The sequence below is a fragment of the Pantoea sp. Lij88 genome (genome assembly GCF_030062155.1).
GTDB lineage: Bacteria > Pseudomonadota > Gammaproteobacteria > Enterobacterales > Enterobacteriaceae > Pantoea.
Genome location: NZ_CP118269.1, coordinates 691,231 through 706,867 on the forward strand (window position 1 = coordinate 691,231; position 15,637 = coordinate 706,867).

Here is a 15,637-nt window from a genome sequence, read left to right on the forward strand (position 1 = left end):
CGATGAAAACCCTGAAGAACTGGACGCTGCATCAGCAGGCCGATCACTTTGTCGAACTCAAGGTCGACGATCGTCATTTCCTGCGGCTTTACGTGCTGGAAGAGAAGCTGATGCGCGTGCTGCTGAAGCGCGACGGTGAGCTGGCACTGAACCGCACCTGGAGCATTGCGCCTGAGACTGATGTGCCCTGGGAGGGACGTGACCGCGAGGCGCTGGATGGCTTTACGCTGCCCGCGTTTCAGGTGGAGCACGATGCGCAGCAGCTGCGCATCAGCACGCAACAGCTGCGCGTCACCGTGCATCAGCCGCTCTGCCTGAGCTGGGAGCAGTTTGATGGTGAGAGCTGGCAGCCGCTGACCGCCGATCGTCACACCGGTGCCTATCTGCTGAATGCGCATGGCGACGGGGTCGAGCACTATCAGCGTCGCCAGCCGCAGGATCGGGTGTATGGCCTGGGCGAGAAGAGCGGCGACCTGAACCGCGTTAACCGCCGTTTTGAGATGCGTAATCTCGACGCCATGGGCTATAACGCCGCCAGCACCGATCCGCTCTATAAACATATTCCGTTTACCCTGACGCAGCGCGATGGCGTCAGCTTCGGCCTGTTCTATGACAACCTCAGCAGCAGCTGGCTCGATCTGGGGAATGAGCTGGATAACTACCATCTGCCTTATCGCCGTTACCGCGCCGAGGCGGGCGATCTCGATTACTACATGATGCTCGGCCCGACGCTGCTCGACGTCACTAAAGCCTTTGTGCGCCTGACCGGACAGACGCTGTTTCAGCCGAAGTGGAGCCTGGGGTACAGCGGTTCTACCATGCACTACACCGACGCGCCGGACGCACAGCAGCAGCTGCAATCCTTTATCCGCCTGTGTCGCGAGCATGAAATTCCCTGCGACTCGTTCCAGCTTTCATCCGGTTACACCTCGATTAATAACAAGCGCTACGTCTTCAACTGGAACTACGACAAAGTCCCGAATCCCAATGCGCTGAGCGATGCGTTTCATACTGCCGGAATGAAGCTGGCGGCCAACATCAAGCCCTGTCTGCTGCAGGATCATCCGCGCTATCAGGAAGTCGCGTCACAGGGGCTGTTTATCCGTGACTCTGAGCAGGATCGCCCCGAGCGTTCGGTGTTCTGGGATGATGAGGGATCGCACCTTGATTTCACCCATCCGCAGGCGGTGCGCTGGTGGCAGGAGAATGTCACGCAGCAGCTGCTGGAGAAGGGCATTGATTCTACCTGGAACGATAACAACGAATATGAGGTGTGGGATGGCGAAGCGCGCTGTCATGGTTTTGGTCAGCCGATCGCCATCAAGCATATCCGGCCGGTGATGCCCTTGCTGATGATGCGTGCCTCGATGGAAGCGCAGCAGCAGTTTGCTCCCGACAAGCGTCCTTATCTGATTTCCCGTTCTGGCTGTGCCGGGATGCAGCGCTATGTGCAGACCTGGAGCGGCGATAACCGCACCAGCTGGCAGACCCTGCGTTACAACATCCGCATGGGGCTGGGGATGAGCCTGTCCGGGCTGTTTAACGTCGGGCATGATGTCGGCGGCTTCTCAGGCGACAAGCCGGATGCCGAACTGTTTGTGCGCTGGGTTCAGAATGGCGTGATGCATCCGCGCTTTACCATCCACTCGTGGAATGACGATCACACCGTGAACGAGCCGTGGATGTATCCGGAAGTGACACCGATGATCCGCGAAGCGATCCGCCTGCGTTATCGTCTGATGCCTTACCTCTATAACCTGGCGTGGCAGGCTACCACAGACGATGAGCCGATGCTGCGTCCGACCTTCCTCGATCATGAGCAGGATCCGCAGACGTATCAGGAGTGCGATGATTTTATGCTGGGACGCGATTTGCTGGTCGCCAGCGTCGTGGAGCAGGGTGCGCGCAGCCGTGAAGTTTATCTGCCACGTAACCTGGGCGGCTGGTATGACTGGCACAGCGGCAAGGCATTTGCGGGCGGCGAGACCATCACGCTGGATGCGCCGCTGGATCGGCTGCCATTGCTGGTGCGGGCTGGTGCGATCATCCCGCTGGGCGAGTGTGAAACCACAACCGATGCGCGGCGCGACACGGTACGGCAGTGGCAGGTGTGGCCGGCACCGGAAGGCGTAACCACTCAGGGCGAAATGTTTGACGACGATGGTGAGAGCCATGGCTGGCAGCAGGGCAATGCGCTGTGGCTGAGCTGGACGCTGTGCAGCAGCGCCACACGCATTGAGCTGACCGTGGAAAAACGCGGCGATTATCAGCCCGCCTGGCGCGAGATCGCGCTGTTACTGCCTGCGGGTGAACGTCGTGAGCTGTGGGTGAACGGCGAGAAAGCGGCGAGTTACCGGCTGGAATAGCGGTAGCGTGGTGGCAAAGCCTAATCAATCAGGTTTTGGGCAGCAACGCTTAAGTTCATTGAGCAGGGAACAGGGGCAGAGGAGGAAAGCGTCCCGCGCCATGGACAAAAACGCCGGGAGCGTTTTTGAACAACGTAAAGCGTTGGCCCGTTTACGGGCGCACCTCAGGGATGAGGTGCGTAATCGCGCGGGCCGAGCATGCCAGGGATGGCGGCTTTTGCGTCTTTCCGATCTGACCCTGTTCCCTGTGAAGGCACGATCTCACAGCGACCAGGTCTTATACCTCATTGGTCGCAAAAGATATTATTCTGCGTGGTTCTCGGTGCTCATGCGGCCCAGATCTTTATCGACCAGGAACAGACCGTTGCCGCTGTTGCTGACCAGAGCCAGTTTATCCAGCACGGTTTTGAACAGCTTCTCTTCTTCGTGCTGCTCGGCAACATACCACTGCAGGAAGTTGAAGGTAGAGTAATCCTGAGAAGTCATGGCGGCGTGCGCCAGCTCGTTGATTTTGCTGGTGATCAGCTGCTCATGCTCCAGCGCCTGCTGCAGGATTTCATTCAGCGAGGTGAAAGAAACTGGTGGCGCAGCGATGGTGCCCAGTACCGGCATGCCGCCGGTATCGCTCAGGTAGTCAAACAGACGCTGCATATGCTGCATCTCTTCGCGTGAATGCATCTTCAGGAAGGAAGCGGCACCCTCAAAGCCTTTGTCGCTGCACCAGGCGCTCATTTGCAGATAAAGATTGGCAGAGAAAAATTCCAGGTTCAGCTGGTCGTTTAAACGCCCAGTCATTTCAGCAGTCAGCATGGCCGAGTCCTTTTAAGAAGATGTTAAATACAGATGTATAGTCGGTGAATTATGCATCAAACATGTTAGTAAAGTGAAGCCTTTTCGCCAAAATCAGCCAATTTATCTGATTGATTTAAATAGAATTATTTCGGAAATTGAATGCGACCAATTCTCATTTTGTATCACAGGTTACCGGGCAATAAATTCAGGGTAATCAGCACCATGATAGTGCGGGCGGTCGTGGTCCTGCTGGTGCAACCGTCGCTGATGCAGGTGAAATACCCGCAATCTGATGACGTCGCGAAAATATCACTCTGAGGTCTGAACATATTATCCGGACGGGTAACCGACTGCTGGCGTGGATTAAACGTTTAATAGCGGAAGACGCGACATAATCATCGCGCTCTGTTCTGCTCTGGCATAAATCCTGCTTAAAACATACTTCCCTAAATTGAAATTTGCTTCGCCAGGGAATTTGCGGCAAGGCAGCTTATCAGGAGAAAGAAATGTCAGAAGAGAGTGTGGTTAATCCGGTAAAAATGACGGCGACTAAAGGCAGTTATGTCGCGCTAATTTTTGCCATCCTGTTTTTCTCAGGACTGTTTTATAACGTCGAGGGGTTGAAATGGCTGGGTGCCTTTGACTTCACCACTCTGGGCGGCAGCTTTGGCACGATGAAAGATCCCGCCAGTAACACCTTTCTGGGCGCAGGCGGACTCAGCGCCAAAGCGGGTTTCCTGTTTGCGCTGTCGCTGACGCCTACGGTGATGCTGGCGCTGGGCGTGCTGGAAATCTTCACCCACTATGGCGCGATTCGCGCGGCACACCGTTTGCTGACCCCGCTACTTAAGCCGCTGATGGGGCTGCCGGGCCATTGCGGTCTGGCGTTAATCACCGACCTGCAAAGCACCGATGCGGGCGCGGCATTAACCAAAGAGATGGCTGACCAGAAACAGATCAGCAAAAAAGAGGTGGTGGTAATGAGCGCCTGGCAATATTCCGGTGCCGGATTAATCAATAATTATTTCGCCATCGGTTCTGCGCTGTTCGCCTCCATGACCCTGCCAATTATTATTCCGCTGTTATTAATGTTCGTTCTGAAATTTGTCGGTGCGGCGATAACACGCGCTGTGTTAAACAGTGTTTATAAGAAGGATTTCGCCGATGGAAAATAAATCCGTAAGCAGTAATCCGTTCGATGTGTTTGTGACCGGCGCGCGTAAGGGCTTTCATATCGCCATTCACAACCTCATGCCGAATGTAGTGATGGCCTATGTGCTGGCAGAAGTGCTGAACCTGCTCGGCATTATGCAGTTTCTCGGGCATGTCTTTGCGCCGGTGATGGGGCTGTTTGGCCTGCCGGGGGAGGCAATCACTGTACTGCTTACCGCCTGGCTCTCATCGTCGGCGGGCACCGGCGTAGCGGTCAGCCTGCTGACAAAGGGACTGCTGACCGGCGCGGATATCACTATTCTGGCGCCGGCGATTTTCCTGATGGGATCGCAACTGCAATACATGGGACGGCTGCTGGGCGTAGCCGATGTGCCCAAAAAATACTGGCCGCTGCTGATGCTGGTGAGCATCATCAATGCGCTGATCGCAATGTCTGTTATGCGTCTGTTTATTCAGGAGTAACGCTGTGTCTAAGGTATTAGAGCATTACCACTATCTGCACGAAATTCCGGAACTGGGTTTTCAGGAGGTGAAAACCTCGGCCTACATCGCAGACCAGCTGGAGAAAGCGGGCCTGAAGGTGACGCGTAACATCAATAACACGACCGGCATTGTGGCGGAGATAGACAGCGGGGTACCGGGGCCGGTGCTGGCGCTGCGTGCGGATATGGATGCGCTGGGGCACATCATCGATGGCGTGCCGTGTGCGCGTCACACCTGTGGTCACGACGGTCACTCTTCGGTCGTGCTGACGGCGGCGACGGCGCTGCTGCAGGAGGGCACGGTGAAACGTGGCCGACTGAAGATCCTGTTCCAGCCCGCTGAGGAGCTGGGTGCCGGTGCGCTCTCGATGATCGAAGGTGGCGCTCTGGATGATGTGGAGATGATTCTGGGCTTCCATCTGCGTCCGCTGGAGGAGTGCGTGGTGGGGCAGGCGGTGCCTGCGGTGCTCTACTCCGCCTGCAGCACGCTGGAAGCGACTATCAAAGGCCAGCCTGCTCATGCGGCGCGTCCGCATCTGGGCGTAAACGCGCTGGATGCCGCCGTGCAGGCAGTTCAGGCCGTCAACGCTATTCATCTTTCGCCGGGTCTGACCTGGAGCGTTAAAGCGACCCGCTTCCTGTGCGATGCGGGTGTCACCAACTCGGTGCCGGATGAAGCCCGCGTGGTGTGGGATCTGCGTTCGCAGGAAAACGGGCCGATGACGCTGCTGAAAGAGCAGGTCACGCGTGCCATTACGCAGAGCGTGGCCGCACTGGGTGCCACCGCTGAGGTGCGTGTGCTGAAAGAGATGCCCGCTGCCGAGATTGATGATGAGGCGACGGCGGTAATCCGTGCTGCGATCGTCGAGGTGCTGGGTGAAGAGGGCGCGCTGTCGACCCGAACCACGCCAGGCAGCGAGGACTTTTTCTACTATCCGGTGAAGCGTCCGGGAGTAAAAGCGGGCTTCTGGGGGCTGGGCACCAACCTGACGCCAGGGCTGCATCATCCCGATATGCGTTTTGATCTCAGCTCGCTGGACATCGGCGTGCAGATCTTCAAAGCCTGTGTCAGAAAGGTGCTGGGATAAGGGCGGCGGGACGGATGCCGATCCGTCCCGCCCTGTTGCGGCATTAACCGTTCTCCGATTCTCCGCCCAGGAAATCCTGCCCCTCTCCCTGTAGGCCGCGCGCGCAAAATATTGTATGCTATGCCGCCTTAAAGCTGACCAGGTAACCGGACTTCACGCCAATGTAACTTCGCGCTGACCCGCCAGCGATCAATGATCGTTTTTGGCACCGTTTACCCGCCGGTAAGGTTCTGCCGGCCACCGTGATTTATCAGCAGCGCCAGTACGTTGCGCTGCCTATTGAGAAGAATTCCATGTCTAATCCCTTTTTAGAAGAGGTGGCACGCCGCCGCACCTTCGCGATCATTTCGCACCCGGATGCCGGTAAAACCACCATTACCGAAAAAGTGTTGCTGTTCGGACAGGCAATCCAGACCGCCGGTACGGTAAAAGGCCGTGGCTCTAACCAGCACGCCAAATCGGACTGGATGGAGATGGAGAAGCAGCGTGGTATCTCCATTACCACCTCTGTGATGCAGTTCCCTTACCGTGATAGCCTGGTGAACCTGCTGGATACCCCAGGTCACGAAGACTTCTCGGAAGATACCTACCGTACGCTGACTGCGGTCGACTGCTGTCTGATGGTGATCGACGCCGCGAAAGGCGTCGAGGATCGTACCCGTAAGCTGATGGAAGTAACCCGTCTGCGCGATACGCCGATCCTGACCTTTATGAACAAACTTGACCGTGACATCCGCGATCCGATGGAAGTGCTGGATGAGGTGGAAAGCGAGCTGAAAATTGCCTGCGCACCGATCACCTGGCCTATCGGCTGCGGCAAGCTGTTCAAAGGCGTTTATCATCTCTATAAAGATGAGACCTATCTCTACCAGACCGGTAAAGGCCACACCATTCAGGAAGTCCGCATCGTGAAGGGCCTGAACAACCCGGATCTCGACACCGCAGTGGGTGAAGATCTGGCGGCACAGCTGCGTGAAGAGCTGGAGCTGGTGCAGGGCGCATCGCACGAGTTTGAGCAGGAAGCGTTCCTGAGCGGCAAACTGTCGCCGGTCTTCTTCGGCACCGCGCTGGGTAACTTTGGCGTTGACCATATGCTGGATGGCCTGGTTTCCTGGGCACCGCGTCCGATGCCACGCGATACCGACACCCGTACGGTAGAAGCGCAAGAAGAGAAGTTCACCGGCTTCGTGTTTAAGATCCAGGCCAACATGGATCCGAAACACCGCGACCGCGTCGCCTTCATGCGTGTGGTGTCCGGTAAATATGAAAAAGGGATGAAGCTGCGTCAGGTGCGTACTGGCAAAGATGTGGTGATCTCCGATGCCCTGACCTTTATGGCGGGCGACCGTTCACACGTTGAAGAAGCTTATCCTGGCGATATCATCGGTCTGCATAACCACGGCACCATTCAGATTGGCGACACCTTTACCCAGGGTGAAAACATGAAGTTCACCGGTATTCCAAACTTCGCGCCAGAACTGTTCCGTCGTATTCGTCTGCGCGACCCGCTGAAGCAGAAACAGCTGCTGAAAGGGCTGGTTCAGCTGTCGGAAGAGGGTGCGGTGCAGGTGTTCCGTCCGGTGCATAACAACGATCTGATCGTGGGCGCGGTCGGTGTGCTGCAGTTCGATGTGGTCGTGGCACGTCTGAAAAGCGAATATAACGTCGAAGCCATTTACGAAGCGATTAACGTCTCAACGGCGCGCTGGGTTGAATGCAGCGACGCGAAAAAGTTTGAGGACTTCCAGCGTAAAAACGAAGTTAACCTGGCGCTCGATGGCGGTAATAATTTGACTTATATCGCGCCGACTATGGTGAATCTGAATATTACTCAGGAACGTTATCCCGACGTCACTTTCCGCAAAACGCGCGAGCACTAATCGCCTGTTTCCGGGCCATTCCAGCTGGGAATGGCCCTGATTTCCCCCTTCCAGACTCCTCCTAAAAACCCTGTTTTTCTTCTGTTTTGACGTGTGATCAACCAGTTAGCCAGGCAAATTGCAAAATGCCGTCTATGATTATTCTATCGGACGGCGGAAGAGACTTCTCTTGTCCTTACGTCCTGTAACGCAGTGGCCTCTGTTGCCTCTGTTTCGCCCACAGTTTTTGGGTGAGTTAACTGATAGAAGGAAGATATCGATGAACAAGACTAAGATTGCTAAAACCCTGATGGCCGCCATGATTGGTTCAGCACTGATCAGCGGCAGCGCACTGGCTGACGAATCAATGTCGCAGAAAGCGTCACAGACAGCCGACAGCGCGGGTTCAAAAATCGATAGTTCTATGAAAAAAGTCGATGGTTATATGGATGACAGCGGCATCACCGCCAAAGCTAAAGCTGCTCTGGTGGATGACGACGCAATTAAAAGCACGGATATCTCGGTAAAAACGCATAGCGGCGTCGTGACCCTAAGCGGTTTCGTCACCTCACAGGATCAGGCTGAAAAGGCTGTGGCTGTGGTGCAGAAAATCGAAGGTGTTAAATCCGTCAGCGACAAACTACACGTCAGAGACAGCAAATCATCTTCAGTGAAAGGTTATGCCGGTGATGCCGCAACGACCAGCGAAATTAAAGCTAAGCTATTAGCAGATGACATTGTTCCGTCGCGCAACGTAAAAGTTGAGACTACCGACGGTGTTGTTCAGCTTTCAGGGCATGTTGCTAATCAGGCACAGTCAGATCGTGCAGAAAGCATCGCTAAAGCCATTGAAGGCGTGAAAAGTGTTAAGAATGACCTGACGGTTAAATCTTAAGCTTTCAAGCGGTCACTCTGGTGGCCGCTCGAATAAAAGACACCCATCCGGGGATAAACTAAGCAGGTCGATTTTAAATAGGGTAAGGAGAGGCTTATGTTTCGTTGGGGCATTATTTTTCTGGTGATCGCACTGATCGCTGCAGCGTTAGGTTTTGGCGGTTTAGCGGGCACAGCAGCATGGGCAGCTAAAGTTGTCTTCGTCGTTGGTATTATCCTGTTCCTCATCAGCCTGTTTACCGGCCGTAAAAAGCTTTAGCCGATGAGTTCTGCAGTCTAATGCAACACAAAGCATAGAGCGGAGACCAGTCATCTGTAGCGACTGACGTGAAGAGAGGGACACCTTCACATCGCTGCAAGGCAAGCCAGCCAAGCTGGCTGCCGGTTAAAGGAATAGATGACTGGTTCTCCGGAATGCTGCCGCCATAAACGGATCGATCCTCCAGCATACCCGGAACCCTTTTTGAGGTTCGCACAGTGGGTATACGCATTCCCGTCACACTCGGCGCCATTGAACCTCTGGCCCTGACACCGTTTAACTCTCAGAAAATTGCCCTGGTATGTGAAGGCGGCGGTCAGCGCGGCATTTTCACCGCAGGGGTATTAGACGAATTTCAACGCGCCCGATTTAATCCTTTTCATCTGATGCTCGGCACCTCTGCCGGTGCGCAAAATCTCTCTGCCTTTGTCTGTGGCCAGCCCGGCTACGCCCGTCGTGTGATTACCCGATACACCACCAGTAAACTCTTTTTTGATCCGCTGCGCTTTGTGCGTGGAGGCAATCTGATTGATCTCGACTGGCTGGTCGATATCACCCGCAGTGAATTTCCGCTGGCGATGAGCAGCGCGGAACAGCTGTTCTCCAGCGGTCGCGAGTTTTACATGTGCGCCTGCCGCAGCGACGACTATACCCCTGGTTACTTCAATCCCACCGCGGATAACTGGCTGGATCTGATCAAAGCCTCCAGTGCCATTCCCGGTTTTTACCGGCTGGGCGTTAATCTGGAAGGGATCAGTTATCACGATGGCGGCATCAGTGATGCAATTCCGGTGCGTGAAGCCGCGCGACGCGGGGCCGATACGATCGTGGTGATCCGCACCGTGCCGTCGCAGATGTTCTATACCCCGAAATGGTTTAAACGGATGGAGCGCTGGCTCAGCACCGGCGCGCTGCAGCCGATGATCAACGTGCTGAATAAGCATGAGCAGAGCTATCGGGAAATTCAGCAGTTTATTGAGAATCCACCCGATGATTTGCGCATCATTGAAATCTTCCCGCCGCACGTGCTGGCCAGCAGTGCGCTGGGCAGCAGCATCGCGGCGCTGAATCAGGATTATCATCTGGGACGACGCTGCGGTCGCTATTTCCTCGCCACGCTGGGCCAGTGGCTGAGCGATGCGGAACCGATGATCTCTGCGCGTATCGTTACGCCACCTGCGCCGGTTGCCAATGCGCCGGATACCCGACTGATCATCACACCGCCGCTGGCGGACAATGATGCGGATTACGACAAAGGATCGCTGGCATGAAGTTTATCGACACGCACTGTCACTTCGACTTTCCACCATTCGAAGGGGACATTGCCGCCAGCCTGGCGCGCGCTGCGGAAGCGGGCGTGGAAAAGATTATCGTTCCGGCTGTCGATGCCAGCCGCTTTGAGCGGGTCTGCGCGCTGGCCGTGGCGCATCCGCCGCTCTATGCCGCGCTGGGCCTGCATCCCATCGTCATCGAAAATCATCAGGACGCCCATCTCGACCAGCTGGAAACCATACTGCAACAGCGGCCCCGTAAGCTGGTGGCGATCGGTGAGATCGGGCTGGATCTCTATCGAGACGATCCGCAGTTTGATAAGCAGCAGCGCTTTCTTGAGGCGCAGCTTAAGCTGGCAAAGCGTTATGCACTGCCGGTGATCCTGCATTCGCGCCGGACCCATGACAAGCTGGCGCAGATTCTGCGTCGTCACGATCTGCCGCGCCGTGGCGTGGTGCACGGTTTCGCTGGCAGCCTGCAACAGGCGCAGGCCTTTATTAAGCTGGGTTATGCAATTGGCGTCGGCGGGACCATTACCTATGAACGCGCCAGCAAAACCCGTCAGACCGTCGCGCAGCTGCCGCTCTCATCGCTGCTGCTGGAAACCGATGCACCCGATATGCCGCTGCAGGGTTTTCAGGGCCAGCCAAACCGTCCGGAACGGGCGCGTCAGGTCTGGGAGGTGCTCTGCAGCCTGCGGGAAGAGTCACCTGAAGAGATTGCCGATGCGCTTTGGCACAACAGTCAGCAGCTGTTTCAGCTCGATCCCGCTTTCCCGGCGCTACGCAGCTGACCGGTCTCCTGTTCTGCACCCCTTGCACTAAAATGTGATAATAGTAACATTGCACCGGCTGGCGTATAATCGCCATGATTGCATGTAACCTGAGAGTTCAGTCACTATTTATGTGACGCGATTGCATCATTTTCTTATTCCTATGTGACTACTGGCACATATCAGGCCGCTTCAGAGTGTTATTATTATAACATTCCGCCGGCAAGCCGGTGGGTTGCACCCCAATCCTTTGGAGAGCCTCATGACCGATATCAAACACCTTGCCCTGCGCGCCCTGAAACTGATGGATTTGACCACCCTGAATGACGACGACACCGATGCAAAGGTGATCGCCCTGTGTCATCAGGCTAAATCCCCGGCAGGCAACACCGCGGCAATCTGTATTTATCCGCGTTTTATTCCGATCGCGCGTAAAACGCTGCGCGAGCAGGGTACTCCGGAGATCCGCATCGCTACGGTGACCAACTTCCCGCATGGCAATGACGACATCGACATTGCGCTGGCCGAAACCCGCGCGGCTATCGCCTACGGTGCCGATGAAGTGGACGTGGTGTTCCCGTACCGCGCGCTGATCGCCGGCAACAGCCAGGTCGGTTTCGATCTGGTGAAAGCCTGTAAAACTGCCTGTGCAGAAGCGGACGTGCTGCTGAAAGTGATCATCGAAACCGGTGAGCTGAAGCAGGAAGCGCTGATCCGTCAGGCCTCTGAAATTGCCATCGATGCCGGTGCCGACTTCATCAAAACCTCTACCGGTAAAGTGCCGGTTAACGCCACGCCAGAAGTCGCGCAGATCATGATGAACGTGATCCGTGATAAAGGCGTCAGCAAGGAAGTCGGCTTTAAACCTGCGGGTGGCGTACGCACTGCGGAAGATGCTGCGATCTATCTGCAAATGGCGGAAGAGACGCTGGGTGCCGACTGGGCCGATGCGCGCCATTTCCGTTTCGGTGCCTCCAGCCTGCTGGCGAGCCTGCTTAACACCCTGGGTCATGACAGCGACACCAGCAAAGCGGGTTACTGATCCCTTCAGGCGGTCAATGACCGCCTGATCCCCATCCTGTTTTCCCTGAACCAGGGGGCTACCTTGTTCCTGCCACAAGAAATTATTCGCAAAAAACGTGACGGTCATGCGCTGACGGAAGAGGAGATTCGCTTCTTCATCAATGGCGTGCGTGATAACACCGTCTCGGAAGGTCAGATCGCCGCGCTGGCGATGACCATCTATTTTCACGATATGTCGCTGCCAGAGCGGGTCGCGCTGACTATGGCGATGCGTGATTCCGGTACGGTGCTTAACTGGAAGTCACTCGGCCTTAACGGGCCGGTAGTGGATAAGCACTCGACCGGCGGCGTCGGCGATGTAACGTCGCTGATGTTAGGACCGATGGTCGCCGCCTGTGGCGGATATGTGCCGATGATCTCCGGTCGTGGTCTGGGTCACACCGGCGGAACGCTGGATAAACTGGAAGCGATTCCAGGCTTCGATATCTACCCCAGCGATAACCGCTTCCGCGACATCATTAAGCAGGTCGGTGTGGCGATTATCGGTCAGACCAGCTCGCTGGCACCGGCGGATAAGCGCTTCTACGCCACGCGTGACATCACCGCCACCGTCGATTCTATCCCGCTGATCACCGCCTCGATTCTGGCGAAGAAGCTGGCCGAAGGGCTGGATGCGCTGGTGATGGATGTCAAAGTCGGTTCCGGTGCGTTTATGCCCACCTATGAAGCCTCAGAGAGTCTGGCGCAGTCGATTGTGGGCGTCGCCAATGGCGCAGGCTGCCAGACCACCGCACTGCTGACGGACATGAATCAGGTTCTCGCCTCTTCAGCCGGTAACGCGCTGGAAGTGCGTGAAGCGGTTCGCTTCCTCACCGGCGAGCAGCGCAATCCGCGCCTGCTGGAAGTGACACTGGCGCTCTGCAGCGAAATGCTGATCTCCGGCAAACTGGCCGCCAGCGACGCCGAAGCGCGTCAGAAGCTGATGACCGTGCTGGATAACGGCAAGGCCGCTGAGGTGTTTGGTCGTATGGTCGCTGCCCAGCAGGGACCGGCTGATTTCGTTGAACGCTACGACGCTTATCTGCCCGCGCCATTGCTGAGCAAACCGGTCTATGCCGACCAGCCTGGCATCGTCAGCAGCATGGATACCCGTGCACTGGGTCTGGCGGTCGTGGCGATGGGCGGTGGACGTCAGCGCGCCAGCGACAGCATCGACTACAGCGTAGGCTTCAGCGAGATGATCACCCTGGGCGAACGTGCCGATGCTCAGCGCCCGCTGGCGATGATTCACGCCAGCAGCGAAGACAAATGGCAGCAGGCCGCCGCTGCGGTCAAAGCCGCGCTGGTGCTCGGTGATTCCGCCCCGGCTGAGACGCCGGTTGTCTATCGCCGTGTGAGCGATATCAGCTAACTGACCAGTAACCGGTGCCAGCGGTGATGCATTCGGGTATACTGATCTGATCGCTTTTTTTTGACTTGTCACGCGCCAATGCGCAGGAGACTTGCATGAAACGTGCTTTTATTATGGTGCTCGATTCCTTTGGAATTGGCTCCAGTAAAGATGCCGATAAATTCGGTGACGTGGGTTCAGATACCTTAGGTCATATCGCCGAAGCCTGTTTTAAAGGTGAAGCAGACAAGGGACGTAAAGGCCCATTGCATCTGCCTAATCTCACCGCGCTGGGTCTGGGCAAAGCCGCTGAGCTGTCAACCGGCCGCTTCCCGGCAGGCCTGGATCCTGAAGCGAAGATCACCGGTGCGTACGCATACGCCAGCGAACTTTCGTCAGGTAAAGATACGCCGTCAGGCCACTGGGAAATTGCTGGTGTGCCGGTGCTGTTTGACTGGGGCTACTTCAGCGACAAAGAGAACAGCTTCCCGCAGGAACTGCTGGACAAGCTGGTTGAGCGCGCAGACCTGCCGGGCTATCTCGGTAACTGCCACTCTTCAGGTACGGTGATCCTCGACCAGCTGGGCGAAGAGCACATGAAAACCGGCAAGCCGATTTTCTATACCTCTGCGGACTCCGTATTCCAGATCGCCTGTCACGAAGAGACCTTTGGTCTTGATCGTCTCTATGCGCTGTGCGAAATCGCCCGTGAAGAGCTGACCGAAGGGGGCTACAACATTGGCCGCGTGATCGCCCGTCCGTTTGTGGGTGACAAAGCGGGTCAGTTTGAGCGTACCGGCAACCGTCACGACCTGGCCGTCGAGCCGCCATCCGCCACCATGCTGAAAAAGCTGGTGGATGAGAAGGGCGGTCATGTGATCTCCGTGGGTAAAATCGCGGATATCTATGCCGAGCAGGGCATCACCAAAAAGGTCAAAGCGACCGGTCTGGATGCGCTGTTTGACGCGACGATTCAGGAGATGAAAATCGCGCCGGATCAGGCGATCGTTTTCACCAACTTCGTTGATTTCGACTCAACCTGGGGACATCGTCGCGATGTCGCCGGTTATGCGGGCGGGCTTGAGCTGTTTGACCGCCGTCTGCCTGAGCTGATGGCGCTGGTTGGCGAAGATGACATTCTGATCCTGACCGCTGACCACGGTTGTGACCCGACCTGGCACGGCACCGAGCACACTCGTGAGCACATTCCGATTCTGATCTACGGACCGAAAGTGGAGCCGGGTTCACTGGGATACCGCGAGACTTTCGCCGATATTGGTCAGACAATTGCACACTACTTTGGCCTGTCCGAGATGGACTATGGCAAGAACATGCTGTAAATCAGCAATTTAATAAGGATTAAACAATGGCAACCCCACATATTAATGCTGAAATGGGCGATTTCGCAGACGTCGTACTGATGCCTGGCGATCCGCTGCGTGCAAAACACATCGCAGAAACCTTCCTGGAAAATGCGGTTGAAGTGAACAACGTGCGCGGCATGCTGGGCTATACCGGCACCTACAAAGGCCGCAAAGTCTCTGTCATGGGTCACGGAATGGGTATCCCTTCCTGCTCCATCTACACCAAAGAGCTGATCACGGACTTCGGCGTTAAAAAGATCATCCGTGTGGGCTCCTGTGGTGCCGTACGTGCCGACGTAAAACTGCGTGATATCGTGATTGGTATGGGTGCCTGCACCGATTCCAAAGTGAACCGCATGCGTTTCAAAGATCACGACTTCGCTGCCATTGCTGACTTCGACATGGTGCGTAACGCGGTTGATGCGGCGAAAAACCTGGGCGTTGAAGCGCGCGTGGGTAACATCTTCTCTGCCGATCTCTTCTACACCCCGGATCCGCAGATGTTCGACGTGATGGAAAAATATGGCATCCTCGGCGTTGAGATGGAAGCCGCAGGTATCTACGGTGTGGCCGCTGAGTTCGGTGCAAAAGCACTGACCATCTGTACGGTTTCAGACCACATCCGTACGCACGAGCAGACCACCGCTGCTGAGCGTCAGACCACCTTCAACGACATGATCAAGATTGCGCTGGAGTCTGTCCTGCTGGGTGATTAATCGGCGTGGCGGGTGACGCTTCCCGCCTGCTGCCCGATCGCCTGTTCAGATCCTCCTTTACCGGAGGATCTGATTTTCCCGCCTCGCCGTTCCGGTAACATTCACATCAAATGACACACTTTTGCTGAGGCTTGTGCATCTTCGCGCTGGCACCTCTGCGATCCCGCTTTATCATAGTGCGCAATAA

The 15,637-nt window shown here is 56.1% G+C and carries 14 protein-coding genes; 13 read left to right on the forward strand and 1 reads right to left on the reverse strand.

Annotated elements, in window-relative coordinates; all coding sequences use genetic code 11:
* Positions 1 to 2 precede the first annotated feature (2 nt).
* Positions 3 to 2,366 (forward strand): glycoside hydrolase family 31 protein, encoded by a 2,364-nt coding sequence (locus PU624_RS07170; RefSeq protein WP_283547097.1) that lies wholly within the window; start codon positions 3 to 5, stop codon positions 2,364 to 2,366.
* Positions 2,367 to 2,669: 303 nt separating this feature from the next.
* Here the strand turns inward: PU624_RS07170 and ftnA are convergent, their stop codons facing one another.
* Positions 2,670 to 3,176 (reverse strand): non-heme ferritin, encoded by a 507-nt coding sequence (ftnA, locus tag PU624_RS07175; RefSeq protein WP_010248984.1) that lies wholly within the window; start codon positions 3,174 to 3,176, stop codon positions 2,670 to 2,672.
* Between the two features lie 488 nt (positions 3,177 to 3,664).
* Here ftnA and PU624_RS07180 point away from each other — a divergent pair, with 488 nt between their 5' ends.
* The 12 genes from PU624_RS07180 (at position 3,665) to deoD (ending at position 15,450) form a co-directional block, all read left to right on the forward strand.
* Positions 3,665 to 4,333, forward strand: a complete 669-nt coding sequence (locus PU624_RS07180; RefSeq protein ID WP_283547098.1) for a nucleoside recognition domain-containing protein — start codon at positions 3,665 to 3,667, stop codon at positions 4,331 to 4,333.
* Positions 4,323 to 4,793 carry a YjiG family protein gene (locus PU624_RS07185; RefSeq protein WP_266306133.1) on the forward strand — a complete coding sequence of 157 codons (471 nt, stop codon included), beginning with the start codon at positions 4,323 to 4,325 and terminating at the stop codon, positions 4,791 to 4,793. Before PU624_RS07180 ends, PU624_RS07185 begins: the two co-directional genes overlap by 11 nt.
* A gap of 4 nt (positions 4,794 to 4,797) precedes the next feature.
* Positions 4,798 to 5,901, forward strand: a complete 1,104-nt coding sequence (locus PU624_RS07190) for a M20 peptidase aminoacylase family protein (RefSeq protein ID WP_283547099.1) — start codon at positions 4,798 to 4,800, stop codon at positions 5,899 to 5,901.
* Between the two features lie 293 nt (positions 5,902 to 6,194).
* Positions 6,195 to 7,781 (forward strand): peptide chain release factor 3, encoded by a 1,587-nt coding sequence (prfC, locus tag PU624_RS07195; protein WP_283547100.1) that lies wholly within the window; start codon positions 6,195 to 6,197, stop codon positions 7,779 to 7,781.
* Between the two features lie 259 nt (positions 7,782 to 8,040).
* Positions 8,041 to 8,655, forward strand: coding sequence for a molecular chaperone OsmY (gene osmY / locus PU624_RS07200; protein ID WP_003848532.1), 615 nt, complete (start codon positions 8,041 to 8,043; stop codon positions 8,653 to 8,655).
* 96 nt (positions 8,656 to 8,751) lie between these two features.
* Positions 8,752 to 8,913, forward strand: a complete 162-nt coding sequence (locus PU624_RS07205) for a DUF1328 domain-containing protein (RefSeq protein ID WP_003848537.1) — start codon at positions 8,752 to 8,754, stop codon at positions 8,911 to 8,913.
* 218 nt (positions 8,914 to 9,131) lie between these two features.
* Complete coding sequence (locus PU624_RS07210) at positions 9,132 to 10,184, forward strand: patatin-like phospholipase family protein (RefSeq protein WP_283547101.1); 1,053 nt, start codon at positions 9,132 to 9,134, stop codon at positions 10,182 to 10,184.
* Complete coding sequence (locus PU624_RS07215; protein WP_283547102.1) at positions 10,181 to 10,978, forward strand: TatD family hydrolase; 798 nt, start codon at positions 10,181 to 10,183, stop codon at positions 10,976 to 10,978. The genes PU624_RS07210 and PU624_RS07215 overlap by 4 nt, the downstream gene beginning before the upstream one ends.
* Positions 10,979 to 11,219: 241 nt before the next feature.
* A complete protein-coding gene (deoC, locus tag PU624_RS07220; RefSeq protein WP_283547103.1) occupies positions 11,220 to 11,999 on the forward strand; it encodes a deoxyribose-phosphate aldolase in 780 nt (259 codons plus the stop codon).
* Positions 12,000 to 12,062: 63 nt separating this feature from the next.
* Positions 12,063 to 13,391 carry a thymidine phosphorylase gene (gene deoA / locus PU624_RS07225; RefSeq protein ID WP_283547104.1) on the forward strand — a complete coding sequence of 443 codons (1,329 nt, stop codon included), beginning with the start codon at positions 12,063 to 12,065 and terminating at the stop codon, positions 13,389 to 13,391.
* A 95-nt stretch (positions 13,392 to 13,486) separates the two neighbouring features.
* Positions 13,487 to 14,710 (forward strand): phosphopentomutase, encoded by a 1,224-nt coding sequence (gene deoB / locus PU624_RS07230; protein WP_283547105.1) that lies wholly within the window; start codon positions 13,487 to 13,489, stop codon positions 14,708 to 14,710.
* A gap of 26 nt (positions 14,711 to 14,736) precedes the next feature.
* The gene (deoD, locus tag PU624_RS07235) at positions 14,737 to 15,450 is read left to right on the forward strand and encodes a purine-nucleoside phosphorylase (protein ID WP_090965956.1); all 714 of its coding nucleotides are present in this window, start codon (positions 14,737 to 14,739) and stop codon (positions 15,448 to 15,450) included.
* Positions 15,451 to 15,637: the final 187 nt, after the last annotated feature.